At 62.7% G+C, this 26,236-nt stretch carries 20 protein-coding genes and 1 tRNA gene; 15 read left to right on the forward strand and 6 right to left on the reverse strand.

Features of this window, described 5'->3' with window-relative positions; genetic code table 11:
- The first annotated feature begins 46 nt into the window (after positions 1 to 46).
- The 3 genes from NOV65_RS14870 (at position 47) to NOV65_RS14880 (ending at position 4,446) form a co-directional block, all read left to right on the forward strand.
- Positions 47 to 1,210 (forward strand): right-handed parallel beta-helix repeat-containing protein, encoded by a 1,164-nt coding sequence (locus tag NOV65_RS14870; protein ID WP_257307542.1) that lies wholly within the window; start codon positions 47 to 49, stop codon positions 1,208 to 1,210.
- Between the two features lie 250 nt (positions 1,211 to 1,460).
- Positions 1,461 to 3,050, forward strand: a complete 1,590-nt coding sequence (locus NOV65_RS14875; protein ID WP_257307432.1) for a sulfatase-like hydrolase/transferase — start codon at positions 1,461 to 1,463, stop codon at positions 3,048 to 3,050.
- A gap of 124 nt (positions 3,051 to 3,174) precedes the next feature.
- Entirely contained in the window at positions 3,175 to 4,446 is a 1,272-nt protein-coding gene (locus tag NOV65_RS14880; RefSeq protein ID WP_257307435.1) for a right-handed parallel beta-helix repeat-containing protein, read from the forward strand.
- Between the two features lie 529 nt (positions 4,447 to 4,975).
- On the opposite strand, the gene NOV65_RS14885 is transcribed toward NOV65_RS14880, so the two are convergent.
- The 3 genes from NOV65_RS14885 to NOV65_RS14895 all read right to left on the reverse strand — a co-directional run bounded on the left by NOV65_RS14885 (position 4,976) and on the right by NOV65_RS14895 (position 9,627).
- Positions 4,976 to 6,949, reverse strand: coding sequence for an immunoglobulin domain-containing protein (locus tag NOV65_RS14885; protein ID WP_257307437.1), 1,974 nt, complete (start codon positions 6,947 to 6,949; stop codon positions 4,976 to 4,978).
- A 154-nt stretch (positions 6,950 to 7,103) separates the two neighbouring features.
- A complete protein-coding gene (locus tag NOV65_RS14890; protein ID WP_257307438.1) occupies positions 7,104 to 8,459 on the reverse strand; it encodes a sigma-54-dependent transcriptional regulator in 1,356 nt (451 codons plus the stop codon).
- 7 nt (positions 8,460 to 8,466) lie between these two features.
- Complete coding sequence (locus NOV65_RS14895) at positions 8,467 to 9,627, reverse strand: sensor histidine kinase (RefSeq protein WP_257307440.1); 1,161 nt, start codon at positions 9,625 to 9,627, stop codon at positions 8,467 to 8,469.
- A 71-nt stretch (positions 9,628 to 9,698) separates the two neighbouring features.
- Between NOV65_RS14895 and NOV65_RS14900 the strand changes: the two genes are divergently transcribed.
- Positions 9,699 to 10,055 (forward strand): DUF1565 domain-containing protein, encoded by a 357-nt coding sequence (locus tag NOV65_RS14900; protein ID WP_257307442.1) that lies wholly within the window; start codon positions 9,699 to 9,701, stop codon positions 10,053 to 10,055.
- Between the two features lie 15 nt (positions 10,056 to 10,070).
- The gene (locus tag NOV65_RS14905) at positions 10,071 to 10,832 is read left to right on the forward strand and encodes a formyl transferase (protein ID WP_257307444.1); all 762 of its coding nucleotides are present in this window, start codon (positions 10,071 to 10,073) and stop codon (positions 10,830 to 10,832) included.
- Between the two features lie 29 nt (positions 10,833 to 10,861).
- Here the strand turns inward: NOV65_RS14905 and NOV65_RS14910 are convergent, their stop codons facing one another.
- Together NOV65_RS14910 and NOV65_RS14915 are read right to left on the reverse strand one after the other, a co-directional pair.
- Positions 10,862 to 12,865: a polysaccharide biosynthesis protein gene (locus NOV65_RS14910; protein WP_257307446.1), complete on the reverse strand. Its 2,004-nt coding sequence runs from the start codon at positions 12,863 to 12,865 to the stop codon at positions 10,862 to 10,864.
- A gap of 587 nt (positions 12,866 to 13,452) precedes the next feature.
- Positions 13,453 to 13,529, reverse strand: a tRNA-His gene (locus NOV65_RS14915).
- Between the two features lie 108 nt (positions 13,530 to 13,637).
- Here NOV65_RS14915 and NOV65_RS14920 point away from each other — a divergent pair.
- The 5 genes from NOV65_RS14920 to NOV65_RS14940 all read left to right on the forward strand — a co-directional run bounded on the left by NOV65_RS14920 (position 13,638) and on the right by NOV65_RS14940 (position 19,844).
- Complete coding sequence (locus tag NOV65_RS14920; RefSeq protein ID WP_257307448.1) at positions 13,638 to 15,143, forward strand: trypsin-like peptidase domain-containing protein; 1,506 nt, start codon at positions 13,638 to 13,640, stop codon at positions 15,141 to 15,143.
- A gap of 91 nt (positions 15,144 to 15,234) precedes the next feature.
- On the forward strand, positions 15,235 to 16,533 hold the full coding sequence (locus NOV65_RS14925; protein WP_257307449.1) for a response regulator: 1,299 nt from the start codon (positions 15,235 to 15,237) through the stop codon (positions 16,531 to 16,533).
- A gap of 8 nt (positions 16,534 to 16,541) precedes the next feature.
- Positions 16,542 to 17,876, forward strand: a complete 1,335-nt coding sequence (locus tag NOV65_RS14930) for a hemolysin family protein (RefSeq protein ID WP_257307452.1) — start codon at positions 16,542 to 16,544, stop codon at positions 17,874 to 17,876.
- Positions 17,869 to 18,711 (forward strand): NTP transferase domain-containing protein, encoded by an 843-nt coding sequence (locus NOV65_RS14935; protein WP_257307454.1) that lies wholly within the window; start codon positions 17,869 to 17,871, stop codon positions 18,709 to 18,711. The genes NOV65_RS14930 and NOV65_RS14935 overlap by 8 nt, the downstream gene beginning before the upstream one ends.
- A 149-nt stretch (positions 18,712 to 18,860) precedes the next feature.
- A complete protein-coding gene (locus tag NOV65_RS14940; RefSeq protein ID WP_257307456.1) occupies positions 18,861 to 19,844 on the forward strand; it encodes a phosphotransferase in 984 nt (327 codons plus the stop codon).
- 61 nt (positions 19,845 to 19,905) lie between these two features.
- On the opposite strand, the gene NOV65_RS14945 is transcribed toward NOV65_RS14940, so the two are convergent.
- Positions 19,906 to 20,802 carry a class I SAM-dependent methyltransferase gene (locus NOV65_RS14945; RefSeq protein ID WP_257307458.1) on the reverse strand — a complete coding sequence of 299 codons (897 nt, stop codon included), beginning with the start codon at positions 20,800 to 20,802 and terminating at the stop codon, positions 19,906 to 19,908.
- Between the two features lie 577 nt (positions 20,803 to 21,379).
- Between NOV65_RS14945 and NOV65_RS14950 the strand changes: the two genes are divergently transcribed.
- The 5 genes from NOV65_RS14950 to NOV65_RS14970 all read left to right on the forward strand — a co-directional run bounded on the left by NOV65_RS14950 (position 21,380) and on the right by NOV65_RS14970 (position 26,226).
- On the forward strand, positions 21,380 to 21,538 hold the full coding sequence (locus NOV65_RS14950) for a hypothetical protein (RefSeq protein ID WP_257307460.1): 159 nt from the start codon (positions 21,380 to 21,382) through the stop codon (positions 21,536 to 21,538).
- A 335-nt stretch (positions 21,539 to 21,873) separates the two neighbouring features.
- The gene (locus tag NOV65_RS14955) at positions 21,874 to 22,221 is read left to right on the forward strand and encodes a hypothetical protein (RefSeq protein ID WP_257307461.1); all 348 of its coding nucleotides are present in this window, start codon (positions 21,874 to 21,876) and stop codon (positions 22,219 to 22,221) included.
- Between the two features lie 135 nt (positions 22,222 to 22,356).
- Positions 22,357 to 22,719 (forward strand): DUF1304 domain-containing protein, encoded by a 363-nt coding sequence (locus tag NOV65_RS14960; protein WP_257307463.1) that lies wholly within the window; start codon positions 22,357 to 22,359, stop codon positions 22,717 to 22,719.
- 141 nt (positions 22,720 to 22,860) lie between these two features.
- Complete coding sequence (locus tag NOV65_RS14965) at positions 22,861 to 24,165, forward strand: hypothetical protein (RefSeq protein WP_257307464.1); 1,305 nt, start codon at positions 22,861 to 22,863, stop codon at positions 24,163 to 24,165.
- Between the two features lie 123 nt (positions 24,166 to 24,288).
- Positions 24,289 to 26,226, forward strand: coding sequence for a CocE/NonD family hydrolase (locus NOV65_RS14970; protein WP_257307465.1), 1,938 nt, complete (start codon positions 24,289 to 24,291; stop codon positions 26,224 to 26,226).
- Positions 26,227 to 26,236: the final 10 nt, after the last annotated feature.

Raw genomic sequence — 26,236 nt, forward strand, 5'->3', positions numbered from 1 at the left:
TGGTCGACATTGATGGTCCTGGCAGGCCGGGCTATCCTTGCACGCTATGACCCCTCCGCCGCCCCTGTTCCGGATGCTCCTCGCAGGCCTCCTGGGCGCCTCGGTCGTCAGCGGGCGCCCCCCTGAGCCCTCCGGCCGGGCCTGCGCGCCCGCCCCCCGCTCCGCCCTGGTCGTGAACGTCCGAAACCCGAGGATGGGCGCCCTGGGCGACGGCGTCACCGACGATACCCTCGCCCTCCAGCGGGCGGTGGATGCCGTGGCCGGAACCGGCGGCACCGTGAGCATCCCGAAGGGGACCTACCTGGTGAACGCGCTGGTGTCCGTGCGACTGAAGAGCGACATGACGCTGTCCCTCGCCCCCGGGGCCGTCCTGAAGGCCATTCCGAATGGTTCGGCGCATTCCGCCATCCTCCTGGTTTCCCAGGCGGAGCACGTGACCATCACTGGCGGCACGCTCGTGGGTGAGCGGGCGGGGCACACCGGCAAAGGCGGGGAGTGGGGGCATGGCCTTGCACTCGCGCACGCCCGGCAGGTGGTGGTGGCGGGCGTCACTGCGAAGGAATGCTGGGGAGATGGTTTCTACGTGTCCTCCAGCACCGAGGTAACCTTCTGCGGGGTGGTCGCGGACCACAACCGCCGGCAGGGGATGTCGATCACCAGCGGCAAGGGCCTGGTGGTGCGGGACTCCATCTTCCGGAATACCGCGGGCACCCTTCCGGAGGACGGGCTCGACATCGAGCCCAACCCGGGAGATTCGGTGGAGGATGTCCTCATCACCGGGTGCCGGTTCGAAGGCAATGCCGGCTTCGGCCTCGAGATCGGCGTGCCTCATGCCCACACGGGGCGGGCCTGGATCTCCCGCGTCGTGGTGGACGGGAACACCAGCATGGGCAATGGCGCCCACACCCTCAGCACCTCTCCCCGCGCCGGGATCGAGGTCGCCAATTGCGCGGGCGTGCGGATCAGCAACAACCTCGTCACGAAGAACGGCCTCGGCATCCTGCTGCGCGGGGGCGCGGATCGCTGCACCGTGACGGGGAACACGGTCTCGGGCAATGCCGGGGATGGCATCGTCCAGTACCTTTGCAAGGGGAACGCCATCAACGGAAACACGGTGACCGGAAACCAAGGCCGTGGAATCTACTCCCCGGATTCATCGGTGGAAGGCGTCTCCCGCAACACCCTGTCGGGGAACGGACTGCAGCGCTGACCTGACCCATCTGAAGGCGGCATCGATGCGGATGCGCGGAAGATAGTGGAGGCACAGGAGTTCAAGGCATTTGCGCGGAGGTCCGTCTGTGGAAGAAGCGACACCCGAAGTGCGGCGGTTTCACGCGGGGGAAGATGCCGCCGGGATCTCCGAAGAGCTGCCGGCAGAATCGCTCGCAGATTCAGGCCAAATTGCCCTCTAGAGTGGAAGGACTTACATTACTCTTGGCCAAATTTTTAGAGAGGTCATCATGCAGAGTCAGAAACATGGGTTCTTCGCATGGAAGATGATAATCCTCCTAGGAATCACACTCCTTTTGTTCTTCTGGATGAATCCGAGTTTTTTTTCACGATTCTTGACCCTTAAGTCATTTATTGGGAGGGGTGTCTTCCTCCTGACCTTTCTCATGGCGTGGGGTGCTCTTCTTGCCTGTGCCATTGCTCGGAGGATTTGGGCAGCTCTTTTCCTTCTTTTCTTTGCAGTGAATCTTTTTATCAGTGTTACCTATGCCCGAGTCATGGGTCGGGCCATGACCCTGAATGATGCCCAGAATCTGCGCGAGGCCATGGGGAGCACACCGGACGCGGTGCACCAGTACTGGAGCACGGTTTGGGTCGTCGCACTCGCGATAATGGCAATGGTGGCTCTTATCCTGTTGGTCAGGACGCAGATCCGCAAGCGGAACAACCTCCCCCTGATGGCCTGCAGTTTGGGAATCACGCTTTCCTACGGAGCCTTTCTGGCGAGAGGGGGGGCGGGTGCCATGCTTTTCTTCCCCGCTAATTTCGAATCCAGCTTGCATGCCCTGGCTCTCTCCGCGGAGCCGCTCATTCGGCATCGGACACCCAGGGATGAACAGCCCATCCCGATCATCAAGGAACCCATCAATCCTTCGGTGAAGCATGTGGTGTTGATCATCGATGAATCCATCGAAGCCAATGTCTTCCAGGAGGCCATGAAGGGGATCCGCATCGAGAATGCAAAGAATCTAGGGATTGGATACAGCTTCGGAAACAACAGCCCATCCTCGAATTTAATGCTACGCCGTTTGGCGGACCCAAGCCTGCCAGACCAGTCCATACGGCAGTTCCCGAGTGTGTTCGAGCTCGCAAAGCAGCAGGGGTTCACCACGACTTATCTCGATGCCCAGGGCGTTCTTTCGGACAGGGACGTGCAAGATTATTTTGACGCAAAGGATACAAAATTTATTGATAACATTCCTCCATTAAAGGAATACGGACCTCGTCATCAACGGGATATCAATGCGATGAGGATTCTGCTGGATGTGCTGCCCAAACAGGAGAAGAGCTTCATCCTTGTGAACAAGCAGGGCATCCACTTCCCGTACTTGCAAAACCTTCCGCCAGAGATGGCGTCCGTCCCAGATCCGTATCGGACGTCCGTTGAACGCACATCGATCAACTTCCTCGTCGGTATCGCCCCCCATCTCCCGCCCGGGACGCTGGTGTTCTACACAAGCGACCATGGTCAGAACTTCCACGGCCGTGCCCCTCACAATAATATGGCGGGTGAATGCTCGGTCTCAGAGTGGCAGGTTCCCATCGTCATTCTTTACAGCCCGGACATGAAGGCCTGGGCCGAGCGAATCAGCCCCCAGTGGCAGAATTGCGCCGCACACTCGACGATTGCGGAAAGTGTGAGGAACCTATTCGGAGAGCGCAATCCTTCGGCAAGCTCTTTTTTAACTCAACCTACATTTGAAGACGTTGCCATGGATCGGGTCTGTCTCGGCTCCCCGAAGGGGTTATTCGGAGAGCCGATACTTTCGCTTTGGATTAATAAGCAGAGTCAAACCTTTATGATCCCGCCCAAGAAATGATTCGGGCCAGGAACAATTGCCAGATAATAACAAGTGTTTCATTAATGAGGGTTCAAAGGTATCAACCTTTTAGAGAAGGAAGGATCCGTACATAACGAGTGGGGGTTTTTTCTGTGGGGTTCTGATGTACGCAGCGCCTGGGCCGGCCAAACTATTCGGAATTTCAATTCTGACATACGGAATTATTTTCTCCGCATTCGCGGATGGGGCAAATGGCCTCGGACCCCACTCCACATCCACCTACTTAAAGCCCCCTGCCGTGGTCCAATGCGCTCCGGCGCCCACATCCGACTTCGTGGTGAATGTGAAGGATCCAATGTTCGGAGCCGTGGGGGATGGCCTCACCAATGACACGTTCGCCATCCAGAAGGCCGTCAATGCCGTGGCTGATTCCGGCGGCACAGTCCTTGTCCCGGCTGGCAACTACTTGGTGAATCCAGTGGCCAATTCAAATGCTGGGATTCGCCTCAGGAATAACATGACGATGCGGTTTGAAGCCGGAGCCGTTCTTCAAGCTCTTCCGACATCTACATCCAACTATGTGATATTGATGGTTAGTGGTGCTCAAAATGTCAATATTCTTGGTGGAACGATTCGGGGAAACCGCTTCAACAACACCATCAGGGACACTCGCGAAGGAGGCGATGGAATCCATGTGGCTAGATCCCGACATGTGTTCATCCAGGGTGTGACCTCTATGGACTGCTGGGAGGACGGTTTCTACATTGGCGAGAAGGCGCAGGATGTGACCCTGTGCAATGTCACGGCGAATGGCAATCGCCGTCAAGGGTTGTCCATAACCAGTGTTGATGGCCTGGTGGTGAAGGGAAGCACGTTCAAGAACACAACAGGCTTCATGGAAAATGGCGCCTTCGTTTGTGGAAGCGGAACCGATATTGAGCCGAATCGCGGGCAGACGGTGCGCAATGTCCAATTCCTGGGATGCACATTCAGTTCAAACGCAACAGAAGGAATTGCGGTCGGGCCATCAGTTGCGAATAGGGGACGGGCCTTTGTTGAAAATGTAGTCATCGATGGGAACGCAATGATTGGGAATGGGCTGCATCATGGGGCGCCTGGCATCACAATCAGCAACACCAGTGGCCACAGGGTGGTAAACAATAAAGTCAAGGACAACGTCGGTTTCGGTATTTGTTTGCGGAACGAAGCCAACGATAACATAGTCAAAGGAAACCTTGTTACCAATACCAAGGCCGCCCTTAAGAATGATGGAATTGGGTACGGCATTCTCCTTTATAAAACGGCTGGGAATTCCGTCATTGGCAACACTGTGTCCGATAATGCAGCTTGCGGCATACGGGATGCAAGCCCATCAGGGATCAACACGATCAATTCAAACAGGCTCAAAAACAATCACCCAGACACCTGCCCATAAATTCGCTCTTCCTTGTGTCCAAAGGTTCTGTAAGTCATCGACGGTAAACGGAGCGCAGTGAATGCCGGGAGTCGGCGAAGGAGGGTGGAGCCCGTCCGAAGCCGACCCTCTGTGGCACTCGGTTTATGCACCCTCCGGCTTCGCCAGGTGGTTCCGGCCCAGCTTTCATGCTGCTCCATGGGCAGCGCCCCGCAGGGGCTGCCATAGCTTGCGGGTTATTCAGGGCCGACTACTTGAGGAAGGCCCAAAGGAGTTGGCTTCGAGGGTGCCACAACGATTTGCCTAAGGATGGATCTTCGTTCCTCATGCACCAACTCCTTGGTCATCTGGCGGGACACCTGCCCCGCGATGACCAAGGAGTCTGTTTCTGGTTGCTTTCTAGCTGTTGGGTCCACCCGGAGGTGTTCAGTCGATCGTCTTCTGCCGCGTAGCAGCTTCGTTCAACCTCTGGACGCAACCATCGGGTTGCCGGGTGGATTCAACATGGGCCGGTGATGGGGCATGACCTCGATCCTGATTGCCGACTCGCCTAAAAACTCAAGTCGTTGATGAGGGCTTGATCATAAGCATCGAGTCCACCCACGCGACATCCGGCGTTGGCCTTCACATAAGCCGCTGCCTCAGCCGCACTGGTAGCCACGATTTGAGCAGCCGAAGGCACAGGGAAGGGGCTCGACATATTCCCACCCACGCGTGAACCATCCTTGGAGTAGTTCCCGCTGGCATAACCCTGTGAAACCTGCGAACCGGTAGCCGAAGAAATATAAATGGCGTTGGAGGTTCCATAATAGGCACCGGCAGCGGCAAGGGTATAGTTCCCGATCACATTGGCCTTAGCGCCCCAATAGACGATGATCCCGTAGTTGGAAGTGTATTTCCAAGCGATATTGTTAATCACCTCGGCGGTGAGACCAGGGGCATTCGTTCCATTCGTAACGTCCCAGCCGATGGCGGGGCAACGGTAATAACCATTCGCGACCAGGTTGTGATAGAAGGTGATGTTGTAGTTGCCACCACTGATCAGAGCCGGGTAGTTTGGGCTTCCTGTTGCGCCTGCGCCGATGAGGCAGTTCTGAATCGTGATGTCGTGGTTCCCGCCCCACATATCGATACCCTCATCCGTATAATTGGAGAAGGAGCAATGGTCGATGACCATGTTGTAGTTGCTTGGCTGGAGCTGAATGCCTTCCCCCATGCCAAGATCAGTCCAGGCGTAGCCACAGCGATTTCGTATGCTCTTGATCATGATATTATTGCAGTTTGAAAAGACGATCTTGCGGCCCGTGAAGGTGATCCCAGGTGATGGGGCCGTGGTCCCGTCAATGGTCACATTAGAAGCAGAATAGAAGCTAAGGTTGTCCGAGGTGATTGGAAGCTCCCCGCCCACGTCAAAGACGATGGTGCGATTCGAGCCAATGGCCGCGCGGAAACTACCCGGTCCAGAGTCATTGAGGTTGGTCACATGCACCGCGGGCTTCCCAGCACCCCCAGTGGTGGCATAGCCGAAACCGACAATTCCTGTTTGGACGACGGTAACGGCGTTTACCGTCAGGGTTGCCGCGCTGGAGGTCACGCTGCCCGAGGTATTGGTCACCACCACGGTGAACGCAGCGCCACTGTCCGCTGTGCTGGTGGCTGGCGTGGTATAGCTGGCGGAGGTGGCGCCGCTTATCGCGGTCCCGTTCTTCCTCCATTGATAGTTCAAGGTAGCGGTGCCCGTGGCGACGACGCTAAAGGTGGCCGTTTGGCCCGCGTTCACGGCAACGCTTTGGGGCTGAGTCGTGATGGCAGGTGCTACGGAAGGCGGGAGCGCTCCTTGCACCGTGACGGTGGTGGACCCGCTTACACTGACGCTGGCGGCATTGGTGGCCACAGCCTTGATCGTGTGTGTCCCACCTGTTGCTGGGGCCGTATAGAGCATGTGAGCCCCGTCAACGTTGGGGCTGAGGATGCCAACTGTCGCATTGCCGTTGGAGACGTTATCCACGAACCAAGTGATGGTCTGGCTTTCGGTGCCGGACACCGCCGCGTAGTAGACCTGCGTGGTACCGGAGCTGAGGGTCGCGCCGTAAGGACTCAGGGTCACGGTAGCCGTATTGGTGGCTTTGTGGATATGCACTTGAGTGCGGGCAGACTTGCTCGTATCCAGAACGCTGGTGGCAGCCAGTACGTGATTGCCTTCGGTCGTGGGGGCCGTGTAGGTGACGGTGTTTCCACTACCGGCGATCGTACCTACATCGCTATTGCCGTTCTGGATGTTATCTACCGTCCAGGTTACGGCCATATCAGTGGTGCCCTTGACCTGGGCCGTGACGGGCACAGTGGCACTGACATTGATGTCGGCTGGGACACCTATCAGGGCGACAGTCACGGCACCCGCCGGGGGGGTCGTGCCTGCATTCCCTGCATCGTTGCTGCCACCCCCAGAGCATGCACCCGTCAGAATCAGCATTCCGACCATGGCCATTCCCTGAAGCGCAGTGAAAAATTTTCCGATCTGCATAGAACCTCCGCAGCTAACCAAGAGCAACGGAGGTGCCACCAGGAATCGACCAGGTCACAACTCGTTAAATTACTTGTTACGAGTATTAATAATTTTGAAATAGAACCAGAATGACCCCCTGGAAAGGGTCAAGTCTGAACTCTGGATCTGAATTCTAGAATCTGGACGGTTCAGGCCCGTAAGTCTTGAGTTTTTGGTAGAGGGTGCTTCGGGGGATGTTGAGCCGCTTGGCAGCTCGATCTACATGGCCACCCTCCTCGTTGAGGACCTGGATGATGTAATGCTGCTCCAGCTCCTTCAGGGTCAGGTTGGAGGGCCCCACAGACCCCTTACTGTCTGGGCTGGATCCGAAATCCAGATTCTGCGCTTCGATAATGGGAGATTTGGCACCCATCAAGGCCCTTTCCAGGACGTTGCGCAGCTCTCGGATGTTCCCGGGCCAGGAATGATGCCTGAGCTTCATCAGTGCCCCCTGGGAGAGACGCATCGGCTCCCGCCCGCAATCATTGGTCAGCCGGTTCAGGAGAACCTGGCCGAAGGTGGGGATATCCTCGGCACGCTCGCGCAGTGGGGGCACATGAATCTGGATGGCACTGATGCGGTAGAAGAGGTCCGACCGGAAGAGCTGCTCCTGGACAAGCCGATCCAGCGGCTGATGGGTGGCGGCGATCAAGCGGAAGTCCACCTTCCGGTCCTGGAGTCCACCCAATCGACGAAAGCGCTTTTCTTCCAGCGCTTTAAGGACTTTCGGCTGAATCTGTATATCCATGTCCCCGATTTCATCCAGGAAAACGGTTCCGCGGTGGGCGGCTTCAAGCAGGCCGACCTTGACCCCGACCGCCCCTGTGAAAGCCCCCTTCTCGTGCCCAAATAGCTCTGATTCCAAGAAATCCTTGCTGAGCCCTCCGCAATTCAGCTCAAGCATCGGCTCTGAAGCCCTCGAACTGTTTCGGTGGAGCCACCGGGCCAGTTCGCTCTTCCCTGTGCCTGTCTCGCCCAGAATGAGAATGGGGCTCTCGGTCGCAGCCGCGAGACGGGACTGCTCCTCCAGCGCATGGATAGCAAGACTCTCCCCAATGAAAGGATCTACCGCGCGCTGGGGTTGATCCGCCGAGTCACGAGCCAGCTGCTTTCTACGGTTCTTCTGGTTTTCAAGCGCCCGCTCGATCACGAAAAGAAGGGCAGGAAGATCCAGGGGCTTCACCAGGAATTGCTCGGCTCCAAGCTGGATAGCTCGAACGGCGAGTTCAATGCTTGCATACCCGGTGAGAAGGATGATGGGGACTCCGGCATCAATGCCCTTAAGTTTCGGAAGCAGCTCGATGGCATTCCCATCCGGCAGGGAGTAATCCAGAGTGACGGCATCATAAACATCTGCGCGGTACCTGATCTCCGCTTCAGCGCAGGTCTCCGCCTCGTCCACAGTGAAGCCGTGGAGCTCCAGGTAATCCCGAATCGCGAAGACGATGGTTTCGTCATCGTCCACAACCAGAATCTTCGCCTTCGCCATGGAACCCTCAAGGTTGACTGGCTGCTCGCAAAGAATAGGACAATTCCGAGGGCAGCATGAAACTGATCCTCATCCTTCCTTCGGCACCAGGACCTGCGGTCAGGGTCCCTCCGTGGGCCTCGAAAACCCGCCTGGCTCCAGGCAGTGTGAGCCGGCCCATTCCAGAAACCCGGAAGTAGAAAGGTTCGAACAGACGAACCGTATCCACATTTTCCATCTTCGCACTAGAGAAATCCAGGTGCCCAGAGATCACGGTCCTGTATCCAGAATGGCTGCTTGCGACATCGAGTACCACGCGGCCGCCTGGTTCCTCCTGCTGCAGAATAAGGCCGATCAAGCGGGTGAAGGCCGACTGCAGACCCTGCTTGTCGGCATTGATTGCGGGCAAGGACCCTTCGATGTGGAGTTGAAGATCCAGGCCGTTTTTCGCCGCCAGGGGAAGATTGTGCTCAATGGCTTCCCGCAGCAAAGGCTCCAACGCGAGCATGGTCCAGGAGAGCCTCTGCGGGTACCCGTATTCTCTCAACTCCACGATGAAGGCGCTCATCCGGTCCAGGCTTCTCCGGATGTTGGCTCCGTACTTACTCATCCCGCCTGTGTCTGCGAACCTTGCCTCAAATGCATCTAGGCACGCGGAGATCCCGAATATGAAGCTGCCGAGTTCATGGACGAGCCCCGGCACAAAAGACGCAGCCGAAGGTGCGCGAGGCGTGGTGCGCGATTCGGATTTTTGATGATCCATGGTCACGATGATCTGGATATGTTCAGCCAGCAATCGCAACCCATCCCGCTGGACCTCGGAAAGGGCGAGTGGTTCCGGTGATAGCACGCATAAGTTGCCAATGACCATGTGTCGATCATCGACCAGAGGCAGGGCTTCGGCGACCAGCAGCCCGTGTTTCTCCAGCAGGCAGGCCCTCGATTCGGGGGTGGGTCCTTGCGACGGGGTTGGCTCAAGATCCGCAAGCTGTTCGTTCGTGAGGCCACTGCCATCCCGGTACCAGGTGCCGGTTTCGTCCTGCATGACCAGAGCCACCTGCGCGCCTGTGAGTGCCGCCGCAATGAGCACTGAATCCCGCAGCATGTTCTCGGTATAGGATTCGGTGAAACCATGCCGAGGCGGGAGATTGGGTCGGGATTGGATCGGAAACGGACCGTCGGAATTCACACGGCCTCCCTTCGAAATCGCTCGAGTGACAGATTGGCACTCCTTGATAACGTTTGGAATGGCCTGAATTGATGCAAAAGGTGGATCAAAGGTTTCTTGGGCGAATGGCCGCCTGGAGCTTGCACGCGCATTGGCTTCGTTGGTTTTGGGCACATGGGTTTTCCTATGGGATCTGTTTGGTCGACAACACCAACATCACCATCAGCAACAACACCCTCTCGGGGACCGATATCGCCCCTGATGCCAGCAAGGGTCCAGTCCAATCGACACGAATGATGCAGCGCCAAGGCACCAAAAAAAGGCCTGAACGTTTGCTGTTCTCGCTGCCTTGGCGTTTTGGTGGTGTTCTTAAAACATGGAAGGGCAAATCGCTTGGGCAGGCTGTTCAAGGCGCCAGCCGGCCCAGTCGTTTGTGTGAGCCGGTGTGATAACATCCAAGCCACATGCCTTCGATCGTCGCACTTACCAACGGCTCGCCCCATTCCTGGATCATCATCAACACTGTCGTGGCCCGGTTCGGCCCGATAACCGTCCTCATCGAGGATCCGGAACCTCGTTGGGGCCTCGTTCGGCGGCGTCTCAAGCGTCATGGGCCACTTGCGCTGGCCGGGCAGATCGGGTTCGTGGTTCTGCGGCGGTTCATCGCGAAGCGGAATCAAGCCCGCCTCGTGGAGATCATCCATGAGCATGGACTCGACCCATCGCCCCACCCCGACTGTGAGGTCGTCCCCATCAGGTCCGTGAACAGCCCGGCCTGCCGGGAGGCGTTGGCGAGGCTCTGCCCGGACGTGGTGTTCGTGATCGGCACGGGGATCATCCGGGCGGAGACCCTCCAGGCGATCCGCGTGCCCCTGATGAATTGCCACTTCGGCATCACGCCCAAGTACCGGGGGCAGGCAGGTGGGTACTGGGCACTCGCGAAGGGTGATCCCGACCACGCGGGGGTGACCGTCCATCTCGTGGACGCCGGCGTCGACACCGGAGAGGTGATCTACCAGGCTAGGTTCAGCGCCGGCGAACGGGACAGCTTCTCCACCTATTTCTACCTGCAGGCGGCGGCTTTCCGGGCGATCACCGTCAAGGCCCTCGAGGACGCCTTGAATGGTGGCCTCAGGCCCTTCAAGCCCAGTCTGCCCTCTGAACAGTTCCATCACCCCACCCTCTGGGCCTACCTCCGGACCGGCCTATCAAAGGGGGTCTGGTAGAGATTCCAGGCTGAGTCGGGCTGCTCGCCCTAGTTGAACAAGGGGACTTCTTCGGACCGGGGCGGGGAACTGTCGGATTCCGCCTGGGCGTACTTGCCCAGACCCAGCGAGGAGGGTTGATAGCCGGGTACGAGCTGCTTGAAGCAGTGGATCATCTCCCGCTGGCGCTGCCCCTCCGGAAGGTGGATGGCCTCGCGGAGCCGGCGGAGAGCCAGATCCAGAAGCATCGGGTCGTGCGGGAACTGGAGCGCCTCGAAGACCTTCGCATGGGCATCCGACTTCCCCTGCTCACTGTCGGTGAAGAGTTCCTCGAAAAGCTTTTCCCCAGGGCGCATGCCGGTGAACCGGATGTCGATATCAACCCCGGGATCGAGCCCGGAAAGCCGCGCCATGTCCATGGCCATGTCCATGATCCGCACAGGGTCGCCCATGTTGAGGACGAAGGTCTTGCCGGTCTCACCAAGGACCCCGGCCTGGAGCACGAGCTGGCTGGCCTCGGGGATGGTCATGAAATACCGAGTCATGTCGGGGTGGGTGACGGTGATGGGGCCTCCGGTCCGGATCTGGTCGCGGAAGATGGGGATCACGCTGCCTCGGCTGCCGAGGACGTTCCCGAACCGGACGCTCACGAATCTACGGCCCGCGGGAGCCTCCTCGGCCGCCTGCAGCACCAGGGATTCCGCGATCCGCTTCGACACGCCCAGCACGTTCGTGGGATTCACGGCCTTGTCGGTGGAGATGTTCACGAAGATCCGCGTATCGCCGGCCAACGCGGCCCTCAGCACATTGAGCGTCCCGAAGACATTGTTCTCGATGGCCTCCTCGGGGTTCCGCTCGAGGAAGGGGACATGCTTGTGTGCCGCCGCGTGGAAGACGATCTGCGGATTGCAGGCCTCGAAGGCCCGCTGCAGCCGGAGCGTGTTGCGGATGTCGCACAGTTCCACGGCGAGGTTCAACCCAGGGAACCGCTGGTGCAGTTCCCGCTCCACCTCCCAAAGGCTGTTCTCCCCGCGTCCCAGCAGCACCAGGCGACCCGGCCGGAAGGGGGCCACCTGTCGCGCCAGCTCGCTGCCGATGGAGCCGCCCGCGCCCGTGATGAGCACCACGGAGCCTTCCACCTCCTGGCTGATGGCACCGAGATCGAGGATGACGGGCTCCCGCCGCAGGAGGTCCTCGATGGCGATATCACGGAGTTCTGGTTTCCAGGGGCGGTCTCCGATGAGGTTGGAGATGCCGGGGACGGTCTTCACCCGGACGCCCTCGGCTTGGAGCATCTGGCTCAGCTCCTTCAGCTTGGCCCCCGGTGCGCGCGGCATGGCCAGGATCACCTGGGTGGCATTGCGCTCTTTCAGGAAGACGGGCAGAAGCTGGCTGTGTCCCAGCACGGGAATGCCGTGGATCCTGACTCCCTGCTTTTCGAGGGCATCGTCCACGAAGCCCACCACCTCGCATTGAAGCTGGGGATTCGCGCGCAGCTCCTGGCAAAGCGTCGCTCCCGCCCGGCCCGCGCCGACGATGAGCGTCCGGTACACTTTCAGCTCGCCATTCCCGGAGCCGCCCGATGTTTCCCGGGCAGCGTATCTGCGCCGCGAAAGGCGCTGGTAGTAGGCCACGAAGGCGATCCGCAAGGTAAGCCACATGGGGCAGGTGATAAGCCCGGCGACCAGAAGCAGGCTGTGGGACTCGAGATCGAGCCCCAGCCGATCCCGGAAAGCCGAGGCCAGGGTGATGGAGGCCACCATGATCACGGTCCCGAAGATGAAGGACTCGGCCTCTTCGATGGCCAGAAGGCGGAAGTGCTGGCCGGTGTAACGGAACGCGAGGTTCACGATCATGGCGAAGGCGGTCCAGGACAGGGTGCCGTACAGGGTTGGCAGGTCCTGGCGGACCAGGCTGCTGGCCACGATCCAGGCCATGGCCGCTACACATCCGTCCAGAAACAGCTTGCAGCCCTGCCGGACGGCGGGACGTTTCAGGAGGGCGAAGGGTCCGGGCGCCTCGATTTCCTGGGAGTAATGGGTATTCGCACGCATGGCAGACTCGTAATGAAGGATTTTAACAATAGTCCTCTTTTAGCTGTAAGCAATATGTTAAAATAAATGGTTATCCAAAGGTTGCCAAGCCAGGTTCAGGGGACAGTCACGTCCCAGGCCTCCCAGGCTCCCCTGGCTGTCTCGGAGGCCCACAGCCGCCGGTTCGAGTCCAGGTGGCCCGGAATGCCCACTGTGTGGGGGTTCCATGGGGGGAGGCTCCCTATGGGGAGGTCTCGACCCATCCGGACCGGACTCGAACCGGCCGCAGTCCGCTCTGCGGTTTGCCGGTCTTGCTCCCGGCCCTCCGCCGGAGGGCCTCCGCAAGAACTCGCTCTTTGCCGGGGCCCGATTTCGCAGGGTTCCCCGAACCCTGCTGCGTCACCCGGCGGTCGCGACTGTCGCCGGTTTGGGGCCTGGCCGAAAATCCCGACCCACCCAGACCGGACTCGAACCGTCCGCAGCCCGCTCTGCGGTCTGCCGGTCTTGCTCCGACAGCGCCCCGCGCTGTCTCCGCGAGCCCACTGTCGCCGGTTCGAGTCCAGGCGGTCCCAGAATGAAAAAGCCCCCATACGGGGGCCTTTTCATTCTGGGGCGGCTGACCGGACTCGAACCGGCGACACCTGGAATCACAATCCAGTACTCTAACCAACTGAGCTACAGCCGCCGTTGGACCACCCAGATTATCCTGGGCAGTTCGGAAAGGCCAGCGGGAACCTTCGGGGGGCTGCGGTCATCGAAGACATGCCGGGGATCCGGCGGAGTGAGGGATTGCATGAATCGTCAGGTGAAGCAGGTTCTGGGGTTGTCGGCCTTCGCGGCCGGGTGCATGGCCCTGGGGATGGGGCTCAGCCACGGCTGGCAGGCCCAGGCACAGGAAGAGAAGCCTGTGCTGGTGGATGTGAAGGGGATCGACCATCTGCCCCCCATCGCCGAGGTGGCCGAGAAGCTGAACCCCACGGTGGTGGCCATCACCAACACCAGTTTCGTGAAGAATCAGCGCTTCGAGCACCCCCAGATCGGGGGCGAGGACTTCTTCGACTTCTTCTTCGGTCCTGGCGGACCCCAGCAGCGACGGACGCCCCGGGGCGGGAACGAGGGCGAGCAGCGGGCGGTGTCCGGCGGCTCGGGCGTCATCATCTCCCCGGCCGGCGAGATCCTCACGAACTATCATGTCATCGCGAGCATGGGCGGCAGCGACAACGCGCTGGAGGTGAAGACCTCCGACGGCCGCAGCTTCAAGGCCACCGTGCTGGGCAAGGACAAGGAACTGGACATCGCGCTCATCAAGATCGATGCGGCGCATCTGCCGTTCGCCAAGCTGGGTGATTCCGATTCCCTGCGCATCGGCGAATGGGTGGTCGCCATCGGCAATCCCTTCGGCCTGGAGCACACGGTGACCCAGGGCATCATCAGCGCCAAGGGCCGCAAGCTGGATACGGGCGTGAGCTCCTTCCTCCAGACCGACGCCGCCATCAACCGCGGCAACTCCGGCGGCCCGCTGCTCAACCTGAAGGGCGAGGTGGTGGGCATCAACACCGCCATCAACCCCGCGGGGCAGAACATCGGCTTCGCCGTGCCCATCAGCCAGGTGAACCGCATCATCAAGGACCTGCGCAGCGGCAAGCCCGTCAGCCGCGGCTATCTGGGGGTCGGTCCCACCGATCTGGACCAGGCCTACCAGGATGCCCTCGGCGTCAAGGAGGGCGTGGTGGTGAGCACCGTCGAGAAGGGCCAGGCCGCGGACAAGGCCGGCGTGCAGCGGCTGGATGTCATCACGGCCGTGGATGGCCACCCGGTGCGCAGCCAGGACGAGCTGGTGAGCGTGATCTCCAGCCGCCGGGCCGGCGAGACCATCAAGCTGTCCATCTGGCGTGATGGCAAGACCCTCGCCCTCACCGTCACCCTGGGCGACCGCAAGGCCCTCGAAGCCCAGCGCCGGGGCGAATCCGGCGAGGAACCCGAGGATGAGAGCGGTCAGAAGCCCCAGGGGGATGTGAAGAGCGTCAATCTGGAGAAGCTCTACGGCTTCACGGTGGAGCCCATGGATGTGAAGCACCGGCTCAAGGGCGTGGTGGTGACTTCGGTCGATCCCCGTTCCCCCGCGGCCGAGCGCGGCATGGCCCCCGGCATGGTCATCACCGAGGTGGGGCGCCAGCCCGTGAACAGCCTGGCTGAGTTCAACACCCAGGTGAAGAAGGCCGGCGGCCGGACCCTGCTGCTCTTCATCCAGAGCCCCAACGGGGCCCAGAAGGTCACCCTGGCCATCCCGCCCCGCTGATCCGGCCCAAATCCTTTCCCGAAGCCCCGGCCTGCCGGGGCTTCGGCCGTTCAGGGTAAACTCTCAGGTTCAACCAGGGTAAGGATCGACCATGGGCCTACGCCTCCTTCTTGTGGACAGCGACCGGAGCTTCCTCAAGGAGCATCAGGTCAGCCTGGAAGCGGCCTTCGATCTGGAGGTGGCCAAGTCGCCCGAGGGCGTGGCCGCCCGCCTGGAGCAGGGCCACTTCGCGGCCGTGCTCATCTGCGTGGAGGTGGCGGACAACAAGGGGTACGCCCTCTGTTCCACCCTTCGCAAGCACCCCGCCCTGAGCGGCCTGAAGATCGCCCTCATCAGCGCCAAGGCCACGGAGGAGGAGTACCGCCGGCACCGGAGCCTCAAGGGCCGGGCAGACCTCTACCTGAACAAGCCGATCGCTCCCAGCGCCCTTGTGGCCGCCCTGTCACCCCTGGTGCCCAGCCGCACGGTGGACCCTGACAACCCCCTGGGTGATCTGGGGGACACCGAGCTTGGCGATGATTGGCTCGATGTGTTGAAGGGGCCTGCCGTGGCTCCGGCAGCCGCCTCGGCCCCGCCTCCGCCCGCTCCCGCCTCGCCGGCGCCCGTCGTCCCAGCCATGGGTCGCCTGGAGAATCCGGAAACCAGGGCCACGGCGCCCACGGACACCCCCCGCGCCCGGCTTCTGGAGGCGCAGATCGACGCCCTCCGCGATGAACTGCGCTCGAAGGACCAGCGCCTCCGCGAAGCCGAAGGCGAGCTGCAGCGGCGGATCGGGTCCACTACCCTGAATCTGGATGAGGCGGCCGCGGCCAGCCGCGAGGCCCAGGCCCTGAAGACCAGGTTGGCCGAGGCGGAGGCGGCCCTGGCCACACGGGACCGGGAATTGGCGGACCACAAGGAGAAGTCCCACGTCCTGCAGCTCAACCTGGCGGGCCTCGAGGTCGCCATGCAGGGGCAGGAACGGGATCTGACCGAGCTCGGCGCCCGCCTGCGGCAGGCCGAGGCCGAGTTCGAAGCCAGCCGTATCCGGATCCAGGAGGGGGAGCAACAGATCCAGACCCTGCACGAGCAGCTCCAGGAGCGCCAGGAAGAGGTCACCCGGCTGACGGTCCAGGTTGGGGGGCTGCATCAGCGGCTCGATGAAAGCACCGTCCAGCATGATGGAGAACGGCTGGAGCTGATGAACGGGCTGGACCAGAAGGATGCCGAACTGGCCCGTCTGGCGCAGTCGCTGGCGGAGCAGCGGGAGGCCCAGGCCGTCCTGGAGCGCGAGAAACAGGCCGCCTACGGCCAGCTTTCCGAGCATCGCGATCGCCTGCGGAACCTGGACACCCTGCTCCGGGAAGTCCAGGAACACCTGCGGCGCGGCTCCGACCTCGCGAAGGGCTGAGAGCCGGCATGTCCCTCCTCGCGGCCCTCATCTGCGTCGCCCTCCTCCTGGCCAGCGCCTTTTTCGTGATGGCGGAGTTTGCCGCCGTGCGCGTGCGGCCCACCCAGTTGGAGGCCCTGGCGGGCACCGATCCCCGGGCGGCCTCGGCCCTGGAAGTGCACCGAGGCCTGGGCCACCACCTCTCGGCCATCCAGGCGGGCATCGTGCTGTGCGCCTTGGCCCTGGGCGCCGTGGGTGAGGAGCTGTTCAGCCAACTCTTCCGGGGACTGTTCGGTCATCTGCCCTGGCCGGCCCTGGCCGCGCCCGTGAGTTCCGGCCTCGCCCTGCTGGTGATGACCACCCTGGATGTGGTGCTGGCGGAGCTGGTGCCGCGGAGCCTGGCCATCCGGGCCGCCCTGCCCTGGGCCTTGCGCACCGCCGCCCCCCTGCTGGCCTGGTCGCGCCTGGTGCGGCCCCTGACCTGGGTCCTCACTCGCCTGAGCCACCTGGTGCTGCGGGCGGTGGGCATCCACCCCGAGGCCGGGGTGGAGGACCTGCTCCCATCGGAGGCTGAGTTCCGCCGCATGCTCGAGCAGAGCCAAGCCGAGGGCCACCTGGACCTGGACCGCAAGGAGCTCATCGAGAACCTCTTCGACTTCAGCCGTCGCACGGTGAAGGAGATCGCCGTGCCCCGGGCCCAGGTGGTGTTCTTCGACCTGCACCAGAGCCTGGAGGCGAACCTCACCCTGGCCCGCACCACCATCCACACCCGCATCCCCCTGGTGGAGGGCGACCTCGACCATGTGGTGGGGGTCGTCCACCTCAAGGAACTGCTCTGGGCCATGCAGGACGGCCCCGCGCCGGTGGACCTGCGGGCCCTGGCCCGCCCAGCCTTCTTCGTGCCGGAGATGAAACTCATCCAGGGCCTGCTGCTGGAGTTCCAGCAGCGCAAGCAGCATCTGGCTCTGGTGGTGAACGAGCACGGCGGCGTGGATGGCCTGGTGACGCTGGAGGACGTGCTGGAAGAACTGGTCGGCGAGATCCAGGACGAGTTCGACCGCGAGGCCATCCAGCTGCGGAAGACGCGCGGCGGGGCCTGGCTGGCCCAGGGCAACGTCATGCTGGAGCAGCTGGTGGATCATCTGCACCTGGATCTGGTGGCGGAAGCCGGGTCGGTGAGCCTGGGCGGCTTCTTCCAGGAGCGCCTGGGCCGCGTGTTGCGTCCCGGCGACGAGCTGCGGCTCCAGGGCTGGCGCATCCGTGTGCTGTCCATGCGCGGCCTGGCGCCCGGCCAGTTCCTCCTGAAGGCCCTGCCACCGGAGCCCGGCCTGGAGGGCAGGGCGCTGGAAGACGGCGATGCCTGACGCCCTGGAGGGCTTTCTCCTGGCGGCAGGCCTGGGCACCCGCATGGGGGCCTTGAGCGCCTGCCTGCCCAAGCCCGCCTGGACGCTTCGGGGAAAACCCCTGCTCCAGTGGGGGGCCACGGCCCTGCGACAGGCCGGCGCGCGCAGCCTGGGCTGCAACGCCCACCTGCTGCCGGAGCGCCTGCGGGGCGTGGCTGAGGGCATCCAGGTCTTCGATGAACCCGACCTGCTGGGCAGCGCCGGGGGCCTGCTGCACGCTCGGGGTCGCGTAGCTTCTGAGCTCCTCACCTGGAACGCGGACATCTGGGCCGACGAGGTGCCCTTCGAGCTCCTGCGCGCGCGGCACCGCGAAGCCGGGGCCACGCTCAGCTGGTTGCTGGTGCCCCATCCCGGCGGCCCCTGGAATCCGGTGTGGATGGATCATGAAGGCCGCGTGCTGCCCAAGGGCGTGACGGGCCCCTGGGGGCCCTACCACTTCACAGGCGCCGCCGCCTGGTCGCCGGAAGCCCTGGCGCTGCTGCCCGAGGGCCCCAGCGAAGTGAACGAGCTGCGGTCCCGCCTGGCGACCCTCCCCGTGGGCCACCTGGGCGTGGTGGCGGAACCCTTCCCCTGGCGGGAAGTGGGTACGCCGGATTCCCTCATCGAGGCGGCCGCGGAGGTGGCCCCGGAACAGGAGGGTCGCCTGCCGGGCTGCTACCTCCATCCCACGGCACGGCCGGGCGGACGCCTCGCACGCTGCGTCCTGGGCCCGGGCGCTGAGCCGCCGCCCGCCATCACGGATGCCGACGCCCTGTGGTTCGAGAACGGCGGAAACCAGGTGCGGCTGGGGCTTTAAAGAACTCCGCGAAGGAAACCCACATGAAAGGTTCGCGCGCTTCGGCCTTGCTTCATTCCCTTCCCGGCATCGGCTTTGCCGATACGCGAGACAAGGGAACGTCTCGTGGAGGTTCTTTTTATTCCTGGGGATAGGATTACCCTGGAGGGATGGACCCCCGCCTCGCCCGCGCCCTTGAGCGTTGGAACCTGGCCGATCCCCGCCCGCTGGCGGGGGACGCCGGGGCGCGGCAGTACACCCGCGTGGCCCATCCCCAGGTGGGCTCGGCCCTGGTGGTGCTGCACCCGCTGGATACCCCGGAGAAGACCGACGACAGCTATTTCGAGTTCCGGGCCCTCCAGGCCTACCTGGACCCCGTGCTGCGAGTGCCCACCATCCTCCAATCCGACGATGGGGACCGCTGCCTGCTGGTGGAGGATCTGGGCGACACCTCCCTGGAACGGCGCCTCGTGGAGCATCCCGAGGAGGAGATGACCTGGGCCCACCAGGCGGGCTGGCTGCTCGCCACCCTGGCGGGGCCACTCACCCTGGGCGCTCCGGCGCATGCCTTCTTCATGGGGCGGGCCTTCGATCAGGCCAAGTTCCAGTTCGAGTGGGACTACTGCCGCACGAACTTCTTCCAGGACTTCCTCCAGAAGGATCCGCCCCGCTGGCTGGACCGCATGATGGAGGAGGCCCACGCCAGCCTGGAGACCCGGGCCCACTTCTTCGCCCACCGCGATTTCCACGTGCGCAACCTCATGGTCCACGGCGACCGGCTGGTGGTCATCGACTTCCAGGATGCCCGTCGCGGCGCGGCCACCTACGATCTGGCCAGCATCCTCTACGACGGCTACTGGGACTGGTCCCGGGAGGCCGGGCGGGCCCTGGTGGGGCCCCTGCAGAACGAACTGGGCTGGAACCACGAAGCGCTGCTGGAGGAGCTGAACCTCAGTGCCCTCCAGCGCAACCTCAAGGCCCTGGGTACCTTCGGCCACCAGATCGTCCACCGCCACAAGGCCCACTTCGCCCCAGCCATCCCCCGGACTCTGCGCCACCTGCGCGGTCACTTCCAGCGCATGAATCACCAGGATGGAGTCCTCGCCGCCGAGCACATGCTGCGCCTAGCCGAGGATCGGTTGCTGAAAGGGTGACGACCCAGGCTGGAGGCTGGGCCCGGCCGAGGGCTCGTACCAGTTGCGCAGGATGGTCCCTTCAGCGCCGGGGAGAAACGGGCTTGTATGCCACCAGGCGAATGGCAAGAGCTTCTTCGAGCAAAGAAAAATGCATGAAGGCTGGCAGTAGTCTGAATATAAATTCGGCAGTGGTTCCGACTTGATAAAATAAATTTGTCGGTCTTTTAGGCAACCATGGAATGGTTTTTAGCCAGATCACGATTCTGAATTTATTAAATCCAATGGTTTTCATCAAACCTACCACCTCTTTATAGGTGGATTCATTCAGGTGGAATCCCAAAGCTTTTTTCGCACCTGGGAATTCCGTCTTGGTGATGTCATGCGGCCCAGTGAGCCTGTTTGGCATTTGGATAAAGTACCTTCCACCAGGCTTCAGGATCGAGAAGGCCTGATATAAATGCTCTTTTGCATCCTCCGGGTGTAGGTGCTCCAGCACATCAATGCAAGTGCACATATTGAAACTATCTGGTGTGAAATTATCAACCAAATCTGTCGCTGAAATCTGTTTGAACTCCACATTTTCCAGCCCCATCCGCGATGAAACTTCTCGCGATTCCCTGATGCCGCTGGTGGACACCTCTATGCCAACCATGGACTCAACCTGAGGTGAAAGCATAAAGCAGGTGTATCCACGGCCGCAGCCAACCTCCAGGACACGATCATTCTTGTCCACGAATTTGGCAATCAAGGCGACCGTTTTTTTCGAAGTACCTGCCGTACGATCTTCGGGCCTGTCGCTCTTGAACCGTTCGACTGCCAATTCCGAAACGGCTGAATAAGCCTCTGTATATAGAGCTTTCCGATCATGAGCCGGGCATTCGCGCAGCCGTTTGGCATACTCAAACTCCAAGGCCTTCCAGCGGGTCCTGATCTCTGGTTCCATGGCCTGGGTTGCAGGACTCTCTGTTGAAGACATGAATGACTCGTCAACCTGTGTCACAATCCACCATCCTCTACTTCCAGATGTATGTTAATTGTGCCGTAACAGTCATTATTCTCTGGCGCCAGGGTGCATGCACACCCATATTCTTAAAATAAGAACGCCGACTATGGCATGAGTATAGGTTTGACGCCATCGTCGGCAAGGTGAAAGCAAAGGATCTGGGCATGTGCTATCCGAACCTAGGGTCCCCCAAGTTCAAGCAAGGGGGTCTCCGTGAGCCGCCTTCCCGGCCGCCAAATCTGCACCTGAGGCCACTTGCGGTCGCAAGCGACCCCAGCGGCTATTAAATTCGTTTGGAGTCACTTTTCTTATGGGTCACGAAGAGGAATTTGTGAAGGCCTTCATCACGTCTGAAAAACGGGCGCGATGGGTCCAATTCCTATCCAGCCCAAAGCGAAGGAGGGAGATTCTTGCCCGCCTGAACCACCATCTTCCGTTCCTCCCGGAGTTCGGGACCGAGATTCCTGGCCATCAGGATTTCCCCGCCGAACTTGAAAAGCTGCTCAGGGCGAAGGGTGCTGGGCCCACCTGCCACGTGCTGGTGGACGGCTTGAAGATCGATGGCCTGGAACTGGCGCTTTCGAAGGCGCTCCACGAGATCTGCATGCATGGGTCCGGCGCCGTGCTTTCCTGCATACCGGGCCGCCTCGCCTACTACAGGCCCGAGTCCCCGGGGCGCGGCATCATCCTGGAGCGGCCTCCACGGTGAGCCCACTCCCTGGTTTACCCCGGCGTGGGTAACGGCCTGCCTTGTTCCCCTAGGCCGAGGGGGCACGGGTACGCGGGTTCGCCCGGTTCCGGGCCGGGCGGATTTGACCATTGGGGCCTCAGAAACGACCGTTCGGTTGTTTCTGCCAACATCCGGTCCGAACCGGTGTTGTATGGGTGATTCCCATAGGATCCGGGTTCGCGGGCCCCTCTGGCCCGGTCCCCACCCCAACCCCAGCGGCTCGGAACCTGCCGACGCCGCTCCTCCGTTCCCGGCGCCATCGCGCGGTCCGACCGACTTCTTCCGCCAGGCCGTCCACCCTCGCAGGAGTAACCATGGCTCTCGTCATCAGCACCAAGAACGCTTCAGCCCTTCTGGCTGCAATCAAGCAGGCCATCGATGACAACGAAATAGACAGCTGGACGTACGACAAGAACGGGGATTTCACGCATACGCCAAGCCAATGGAGGAATCTGGCACGACTTCATCCTATTGTTGATATCAATGCGCTTAAATTTGGAATCATCGGCCATAAGGATACCGTGTTGTCCCGGGCGACCTACTGCGCGTACCACGGGCGATTCACGGAAATGCTGCTCGCGCACTTCGCCAGCAAGGTGCCCAGCGTCGGTGCCACCAGCAAGCCGCTTTCAGCAGTGGACTTCGTCAATGACCTGGGCTGACCTCCCGGTCGCCTCGGCTCGGACCGACGCCACCCGGGATCGTGTTCCATTCTCCAGAGTTCCCCGTCTCCTCCAGGTTGGGCCGTCGGCAAACCCGGCTGGCGCCTTCATCCAGTCCCTCTCCCCTGGTGGTCCATGCTCCTCCTCGCCCATATCGTGATCGCCCTCGTGGCGCTGCTGCATGTCTGGTTCCTGGTGCTGGAGGTGGTCCTCTGGGAGAAACCGGTCGGGTTGCGCGCCTTCGGGCAGACGCGGGAGATGGCCGCGGCGTCGAAGGTGCTGGCGGCGAACCAGGGGCTGTACAACGGATTCCTGGCCGCGGGCCTGGTCTGGGGGCTGTGGCTCGGTCCCGGTGGGCTGGGAGTGAAGGTGTTCTTCCTGGGCTGCGTGCTGGTGGCCGGGATCTTCGGCGGGCTCACCGCCAGCCGGAAGATCCTCCTGGTTCAGGCCCTCCCGGCGGGGCTGGGCCTGGTCCTGACGTGGGCGGCCCGGGGCTGACCGGATCGCCAAAGGTGGCATCCACGATTAAATCGTTGTCTCCCATAAATTAGGCTGTTGTTGATCCAGGTGGGGCGGGAGCCCGGGTCGCGCGGTAGCATGGGGGCGCAACCCCATCTGAGCCCGGCCCCGAGGACATCCATGTCGCTCCGTACGCTCTTGAACAAGCTGACCTCCCCGCGCCCATCGACCTCGGCGGGGAACTGGGGAGCGCCGCGGGTACTGGATCGGGGCCTGGTGGGCCGGCCGCAGATCGCCATGGACGACCACGGGAACGCCATGGCGGCCTGGCACCACCGCGGCCAGGCCGACGAGGGTGTCTACATCTGCCGCTACTACGCGGACCAGCGGAGCTGGGACGTGGTCCCCCGCCGCCTCGACAGCGCCCGCACCCAGGCCCACGCCCCCGAGATCGCCATGAACGTCCGGGGGGAGATGGCCGTGGTGTGGCAGGAGCAGGAGGGCCCGCAGGCCCGGATCTGCGCCCGGCACATGCTCGGCTCGGCGGAGACCTGGGTGCCCTATCCCTTGACCCTCCAGGCCATGCCCGGCGAAGTGCACAGCCTGCATACGGCCATGGACCTTGCCGGCAACATCCGCGCGGTCTGGTGCCTGGGTCAGCCCGGGGAGTACCGGGTCTACACCTGCGGCTACCAGGCGGAAAACGGTGCCTGGGACCCGCAGCCCCTTTCCCTGGGTGATCCCTCGCCCTCGCCGCTCTTCCCCCAGCTTGCGGTGGATCGCGGCGGGCAGGGCCTGGCGGTGTGGTGCGAGGAGCGGGCCGGAGGCGGGGGCCACCGCATCGTGGCCTGCCACTACGATGAGGGAGGCCAGTGCTGGAGCGACCGGCCGACACTTGTGGCCGAGGGGCACGCGGCCTACCTCCGCATGGCGCTCGATGGCCGGGGCAATGCCGTCGTCCTCTGGGTGGAGGAAGGCGAGGCCGGCATCCGGACGCTCCATGCCAGCCACCTGAACGGGCGGACCATCGAATGGGCCCCGGCCCCCAGGCTCACCACGGGCCGCGCCATCCTCTGGCCCCAGGTGGGCCTCGACGGGCAGGGGCGGGCGCACGCCGTGTGGCGCCAGGAATCCGCAGGCACGATGAAGCTCTTCACCAAACGTTTTGCCGCGGGCCAATGGGACGAGCACCGCACGCCCCTGGTGGAGGACCTGGGCCAGAGCCGGTCCCATGCCTTGTCCGTGAATGCCCAGGGGCACGCGCTGGTGGTCTGGTCGCAGATCCAGGAGGCCCAGTCCTCCATCTGCCTGCGCCGCTTCAACGGTGCGACCTGGAGCACTCATCCGGTCCTGCTGGGGGCCCCGGGCCGGAAGGAGATCCAGGATCCCGGCGCCGTGCTCACCCCCGGTGGCCATGTCGCGGCCATCTGGCGGCAGGGCGATGCTGGCGATGCCGTCATCGTCAGCGCCGTGGGCCAGACCTAGCGAGCGGGAATCCGGGACCGTCTGTTTCCTGCGCTAGACTCTCCTTCATCCACCCCGCACCGGCCCGAGTCCCCGCGCCCCCGCGCCAGGGTTCGTCCACCCCCGGGGCAGCAGGAGGCGGTCATGGCATGGCGACGGACGCTGGGTGTGGTGGCGCTGCTGGTGGTGGCCGGAGGCGGCCTCCGGGCCCAGGCGCCGATGCTGCCGGCGGACCTGCCCAGTGAGGCGCCCGCCGAGTTCAAGGTGGCGTCCGAGAGCTGGGACCATGTGCGCCGCGAGGTGATGATCCCCATGCGGGACGGGGTGAAGCTCAAGACCGTCATCCTGATCCCAAAGGGCGCGAAGGACGCCCCCATCCTGCTGACGCGCACGCCCTACAACGCGGCAGAGCAGACGGGCCATACCGCCAGCCCTCACCTGGGGCCTGTGCTGCAGGGCTACGACAATGTCGCGGATCTCATCGTCGAAGGCGGCTACATCCGGGTGGTGCAGGACATCCGTGGAAAGTACGGGTCCGAGGGCGATTACGTAATGAACCGTCCCCTGCGCGGGCGCCTGAACCCCAGCGCCGTGGATCACAGCACCGACACCTACGACACCATCGACTGGCTGGTGAAGCACCTGCCGGAGAGCAACGGCCGCGTGGCGATCCTGGGGATCTCGTACGACGGCTTCCTGCCCCTGATGGCCCTGGTGGATCCGCATCCGGCCCTGAAGGCGGCCGTGCCCATGAACCCCATGGTGGACGGCTGGCGGGGTGACGACTGGTTTCATCACGGTGCTTTCCGCGCCCAGAACCTCAGCTACATCTACGAGCAGCAGGCCACTCGTGCCAACGACTTGAAGTGGTGGACCGGGTACCACGACGACTACGACTTGTTCCTGCGGGCCGGCTCCACCGGGGCGTTGGCGGCGAGCCGCGGCATGGACCAGCTGGGCTTCTGGCGCAAGATCACGGAGCATCCCGCCTACGACAGCTTCTGGCAGCAGCAGGCCATGGACCGCGTACTGGCCAGCCGGCCCCTGAGCGTGCCCATCCTGCTGGTCCACAGCCTCTACGACGCCGAGGACATCTATGGCGCCCTGGCCGTGTGGAAGGCGCTGAAACCCAAGGACACAGCCCATCACCTGGTCTACCTCGCCATGGGCCCCTGGAGCCACGGTGGCGAGATCGGCGAGGGCAGCGGCCTCGGGCCCCTGAAGTTCAACCAGGACACGGCCCTGCAGTTCCGCCGCGACATCCTGAAGCCCTTCCTCGACCAGCACCTGAAGGGCGCCGGCAAGGCGGACCTGCCCCCCGTGAGCGCCTTCGAGACCGGCACGAACACCTGGAGGAAGCTGCCGGCCTGGCCCGTGGCGGGCGAAGGCACCGCCGTCCGCGCCACCCCGTTCTACCTGGAGGCGGGGCTGAAGGTGTCCACCACCGCGCCGAAGGCTGGGGACGCCCCCTTCGAGGAGTACGTCTCGAACCCGGCGAAGCCCGTGCCCTTCCGCGCCCGGCCCATCCAGGCCGTGGGCTACGACGCCGCCCATACCTGGCCACAGTGGCTCACGGACGATCAGCGGGAGGCCTCCGGCCGCACGGACGTGCTGGCCTTCGTGTCGGAACCCCTGAAAGAGCCCCTGCGCATCGCGGGCGAGCCCGCGGCGAACCTGGTGGCGTCCACCAGCGGCACGGATTCGGACTGGGTGGTGAAGGTCATCGACGTCTACCCCGATGAGGTGGCTAGCCAGCCCTCGATGGGCGGCTACCAGCTCATGGTCTCGGCGGACATCTTCCGGGGCCGGTACCGCGAAAGTGTGGAGACCCCCAAGGCCCTGAAGCCGAACGAGCCTTTGGTCTATCGTTTCGCCCTGCCCGCGGCCAACCATGTCTTCCTGCCGGGCCACCGGGTCATGGTGCAGGTGCAGTCCACCTGGTTCCCCCTCTACGATCGCAACCCCCAGACCTTCGTGCCAAACATCTTCTTCGCCCAGCCCGGCGACTACCGGACCGCCACCCAACGCATCTACCATGCTCCCGGCCAGGCCAGCTGCGTGGAGCTGCCGGTGGTGAAGTAGCGACTTTCGA

The sequence above is a fragment of the Geothrix campi genome, assembly GCF_024609265.1.
GTDB classification, from domain to species: Bacteria; Acidobacteriota; Holophagae; order Holophagales; family Holophagaceae; genus Geothrix; species Geothrix campi.